A 4,090-nucleotide genomic window follows, 5' to 3' on the forward strand; every position below is an offset into this window, starting at 1 on the left:
CTTCGAAGCGGTGCGGGATCTGCAAGTGGATTGATCCCCATTGGACGGGGCCTCGGTACCAGATGCGAAGTCCGCAGCACGAGCTTGGCGGTGTCAAACCGTCAAAATCACTGTGCTAAGGATCTAGTCGTGACATCGGTTTTGACGCTATGGGAGAGCAGCGCTCATCCAATCTGACCGAACCTCAATGACCCGTCCGATCATCATCCTCGTGGAACCCCAACTGGCCGAGAATATCGGTATGGTGGCTCGGGCCATGGCCAATTTCGGCCTGTCGGAATTGCGCCTTGTGTCGCCGCGCAATGGCTGGCCCAAGAAGGGCGCGCATTCAGCCGCCTCCGGTGCGACCCATGTACTGGAAGGGGCGAAGCTCTATGACACGGCCCGCGAGGCCATTGCGGATCTGAATTTCGTCTTCGCCACCACGGCCCGCGAGCGGGGACAGATGAAGCGGGTCTTCGCGCCGGATGCGGCCATGACGGAGGCGCACCGGCGCGTCGGGGCAGGGCAAGGCGTCGGCATCCTGTTCGGACGCGAACGCACGGGGCTCGAGAACGACGAGGTGTCGCTCGCCGATGCCATCGTCACCTTCCCGGTCGACCCGAAATTCTCCTCGCTCAATCTCGCCCAGGCCGTCCTTCTCGTATCCTATGAATGGTACAAGCTCGCCACCGGAGGCGCGCTGCCCTTCGAGGGCGGCAGGATCTCTCCACCGGCGCCGCGCGAGATGGTGACGTCGTTCTTCGACTACATCGAGACCGAACTCGATGCGGTGAATTTTTACCCTGAGGACAAGAAGCCGACCATGACCCGCAACATGCGGGACATCTTTCACCGCCTCGAAATGTCGGAGCAGGAAGTCCGGACTTTGCGCGGGGCGATTCGCGCCCTTGCCGAAGGGCGCAGGTTGAGAAAGCCTTAATCAAATCGTGGCTTTATAACAATTGGGCCCTATCTGCCCGATTGACCCTGGAGTTCGAGACGACGATGCGCCGCTCCCTGCTGCCAGTTCTGCTCCTTGGCGTCTCTCTCGCCGCCCCATGGGCTCACGCGGCAACGCCGCCGCAGCAGCCCGAGCAGGGGCCTGGCGGGCGCGACTACAAGTCGACCGAGGTGGTGAAGCGGGCCATCGGCACGGCGAGCGCCGGGACGTTCGTGTTCCATGGAGCCGATACCCCCTCGAAGCCGCGTCCCGTCGTGGTGTTCCTTCATTCATGGGGCGCCGTGAATCCGGGCCTCTATGGCGGCTGGATCGATCATCTCGCCCGCAAGGGCCTTCTCGTGCTCTTTCCCCGTTTCCAGGACGTGAACCGCTCCCGTCCTGCCGACGCCTCGAACCTCGCCGAAGACCTGATCCAGAGCGCTCTTGCAGCGCTGGCGGACGATCTGAATGCCAAGCCTGACATGGAGCGGGTCGCGTTCGTAGGCCATTCCGCCGGGGTGCCGATCGCACTCAATCTTGCGGCCGGGGTGAGCTCGGGCAAGGTTCCCGTGCCGAAGCTGATCTTCGGCCTGATGCCGGGCGGCATCGCCTCCAACGAGAAGGAGCGCGGCATCCTCCTGCGGGATCTCTCGGCTGTCGATCCGGCAACCCTGATCATCGCCATGAGCGGCGACAGGGATTATCTGCCGAGCGATCGGGCCTCCCGTTTGCTCCTCCAGCAGGCCCGCGCCGTTCCCTCGACCCGCAAGCTGTTCATGCGGGCAGCGTCCGACGATCACGGCTTCCCGGCTCTGACGGCGACGCTCGCGTCCCCTGGGTCACCGAAGGCCGATTACGACGCCTCCGCCATCAAGCTGCCACCCGATCCGCCGCGCGATCCCAAGCAGAGGAACACCTGGCGCTGGAGCGCCGACATGGCACTCAGCGGGCCGCAGACTATCCTGACCCAGCAGCTCGGCAACAACGGCACCGATACGCTCGATTTCCTCGCCTTCTGGAAAACCTTCGATATCGCCTCCGAAGCGGCCTTCGCCGGCAAGGATGCCACCGCACTCCTCCGCGATCCCAAATTCGTCGACATGAGCACCTGGAGCGACGGCTGGCCCGTCAAGCGCCTCTCGGCACAAATGCCGAAAGGAGAGGGGCCAGAGAGCAAGGAGGAGCGGGGCCCGCGTCGCAGACTGAACATGGCGCCCCCGGAAACCAGGCAAGGATTGTCGGACTTTCTCACCAACTCGCGTTCGTAAGGGTTAGTCATGCGTGTCGATCTTCTGGCAGGGGCAACCTATAATCCTGCCATCATGCCGTCTCCCGTCCCCACTATCCTCGTCTTCGATTCCGGCCTCGGCGGCCTCACGGTCTTCTCCGAGATCCTGAAGGTTCGCCCGGATGCACGCTATGTCTATGCAGCGGACGATGCGGGATTTCCTTACGGGCGCCTGAGCGAGGCGGTTCTGGCGGAGCGGGTCGTGGCCGTGATGGAGCGGCTGATCGGCCTTCATGATCCGAATATCGTCGTGGTGGCCTGCAACACGGCATCGACCCTTGTGCTTCCCTATCTGCGTGAACGATTCTCCATTCCGTTCGTCGGCACCGTTCCGGCGATCAAGCCGGCGGCCCAGACAACGCGGACGGGCTACATCTCCGTTCTCGCTACCCCGGCCACCGTGGCGCGGGACTATACCCGCGATCTTATCGAGACCTATGCGGCGGGCTGCAAGGTCAACCTCGTCGGCTCGCGCCGCCTCGCCGGCTTTGCGGAGGCGGAGCTTGCGGGCAGTCCTGTCCGGGACGAAGAACTGCTGAATGAGCTACGTCCCTGCTTCGTCGAGGATACAGGCGGCAGGACAGACGTGGTGGCCCTCAGCTGCACCCATTACCCGCTGCTGCTCTCGCGATTTCAGGCCTTGGCGCCCTGGCCCGTGACCTGGATCGACCCGGCTCCGGCCATCGCCCGCCGTGTGATGCAGCTGATCGGCCAACCCGTTCCCGGCCATGAGGCCGATGAGAACGAGGCCATCGCCATGTTCACGAGCGGAGCCGGGATCAGCCTTGCCCTTCGCGGAGCCTTGCAGGAGAAAGGGCTGCCGCTCGTGGCTATCGAGGACATGCCGCTGCTCGTGGGCTGAGGGAATGGGTTTATCTCTGATTGACTTTCCCGCCTTTTCCGCCTAAATGCCTCCCGTTCACGCGGTCCTCACGGGCCGCGTAACTTTTTACGCTCCCGTGGCCCGGCTCTAAGTCGGCCTGTCGTCCCGTCCCTCGAGACGGCCCTTTGGGCCTCCTCGGGCATGATGGGAAGAGGAGGGCGCGTTCCTCGCAAATTCGACAACAAAGAGGAACAGCGATGTCGAAGCGCATTCAGGCCAAGCACAAGCTTGACCGCCGCATGGGTCAGAATATCTGGGGCCGCCCGAAGAGCCCTGTGAACCGCCGCGAATATGGTCCTGGCCAGCATGGTCAGCGCCGCAAGGGCAAGATGTCCGACTTCGGCACGCAGCTGCGCGCCAAGCAGAAGCTCAAGGGCTACTACGCGAACATCACCGAGAAGCAGTTCCGCCGCTACTACGCGGAGGCGATCCGCCTGAAGGGCGACTCCGGTGAGAACCTGGTCGGCCTGCTCGAGCGCCGTCTCGACGCGGTCGTGTACCGCTCGAAGTTCGTCGCGACGCCGTTCGCCGCCCGTCAGTTCGTCAACCACGGTCACGTGAAGGTCAACGGCCGCCGCGTGAACATCCCGAGCTATCAGGTGAAGGCCGGCGACGTGATCGAGGTGAAGGACAAGTCGAAGCAGCTCGAGGTCGTCCTCGTGGCCAGCCAGCTCGCCGAGCGCGACGTTCCGGACTACATCGAGGTCGATCATTCCAAGATGACGGCCCGCGTGACGCGCATCCCGACCCTGTCGGAAGTGCCGTACCCGGTCCAGATGGAACCGAATCTCGTGATCGAGTTCTATTCGCGCTAATTCGCGAACAGCCGATTTCGAATACGGAAAGGCCGCCCAGTGGGCGGCCTTTTTTCGTGTGCCGAGCATGTTCGACAGCTTGGAGGTGCAAGTCCTCTACCCAGCCTGATGGCGGCGAAGGGTTAGCAAAGCGCAAGGGCGCCACCGCGAGGTGGGGTCTGAAGGAAGCGTGGAGCAAAACC

4 protein-coding genes are annotated in these 4,090 nt (G+C 63.4%); all 4 read left to right on the forward strand.

What is annotated here, in order from left to right:
- The first annotated feature begins 187 nt into the window (after positions 1-187).
- Positions 188-922, forward strand: a complete 735-nt coding sequence (locus tag FS320_RS39485; RefSeq protein ID WP_152717856.1) for an RNA methyltransferase — start codon at positions 188-190, stop codon at positions 920-922.
- Positions 923-987: 65 nt separating this feature from the next.
- Positions 988-2,190, forward strand: coding sequence for an alpha/beta hydrolase family protein (locus FS320_RS39490; protein ID WP_152717858.1), 1,203 nt, complete (start codon positions 988-990; stop codon positions 2,188-2,190).
- Positions 2,191-2,199: 9 nt separating this feature from the next.
- Positions 2,200-3,072 (forward strand): glutamate racemase, encoded by an 873-nt coding sequence (murI, locus tag FS320_RS39495; RefSeq protein WP_152717861.1) that lies wholly within the window; start codon positions 2,200-2,202, stop codon positions 3,070-3,072.
- A 218-nt stretch (positions 3,073-3,290) separates the two neighbouring features.
- Positions 3,291-3,908 (forward strand): 30S ribosomal protein S4, encoded by a 618-nt coding sequence (rpsD, locus tag FS320_RS39500; protein WP_152717863.1) that lies wholly within the window; start codon positions 3,291-3,293, stop codon positions 3,906-3,908.
- The last annotated feature ends 182 nt before the right edge of the window (positions 3,909-4,090 follow it).

Source organism: Microvirga tunisiensis (assembly GCF_009296175.1).
GTDB classification, from domain to species: domain Bacteria; phylum Pseudomonadota; class Alphaproteobacteria; order Rhizobiales; family Beijerinckiaceae; genus Microvirga; species Microvirga tunisiensis.